Here is a 327-nt window from a genome sequence, read left to right as displayed (position 1 = left end):
TGATATAAAGAAAGCCGTTCGGGTAAGGGATAACCTGAAACTCTCCTTCGTACTTGCCCAGGTTGCCGGGATAAGGAATATTAAAACCCTCCGGCCACGGCTCCGGCTGGCCGGAAGCGCTAACGTTACACAGGGCTACCCCATCAGGGTTTGTGTCTATAGCCAGACAACCTTTAGCAAAGTCCGGTTCCTGCACTCTGACCACTTCAAATGTCAAATGTACCAAGTAGCGTCCTTCCAGGGTGCGGATCAGTTCTACCGCATAGGGTAACTTCATGGCCAGCCATATCTGCACCAGTTCCCGGTGTTTTTCCGGCAGCCACAACT

General features: G+C 52.0%; 1 pseudogene. It reads right to left on the bottom strand.

The window, feature by feature from the left end:
* A pseudogene (locus tag JDF658_RS11650) lies at window positions 1–327 on the bottom strand (IS200/IS605 family accessory protein TnpB-related protein); the annotation flags it as partial.

Source organism: Carboxydocella sp. JDF658 (genome assembly GCF_002049395.1).
Lineage (GTDB): Bacteria > Bacillota.
Note: the sequence above shows the minus strand (reverse complement) of the source record. Positions and strands in the feature narration are given on the sequence as shown.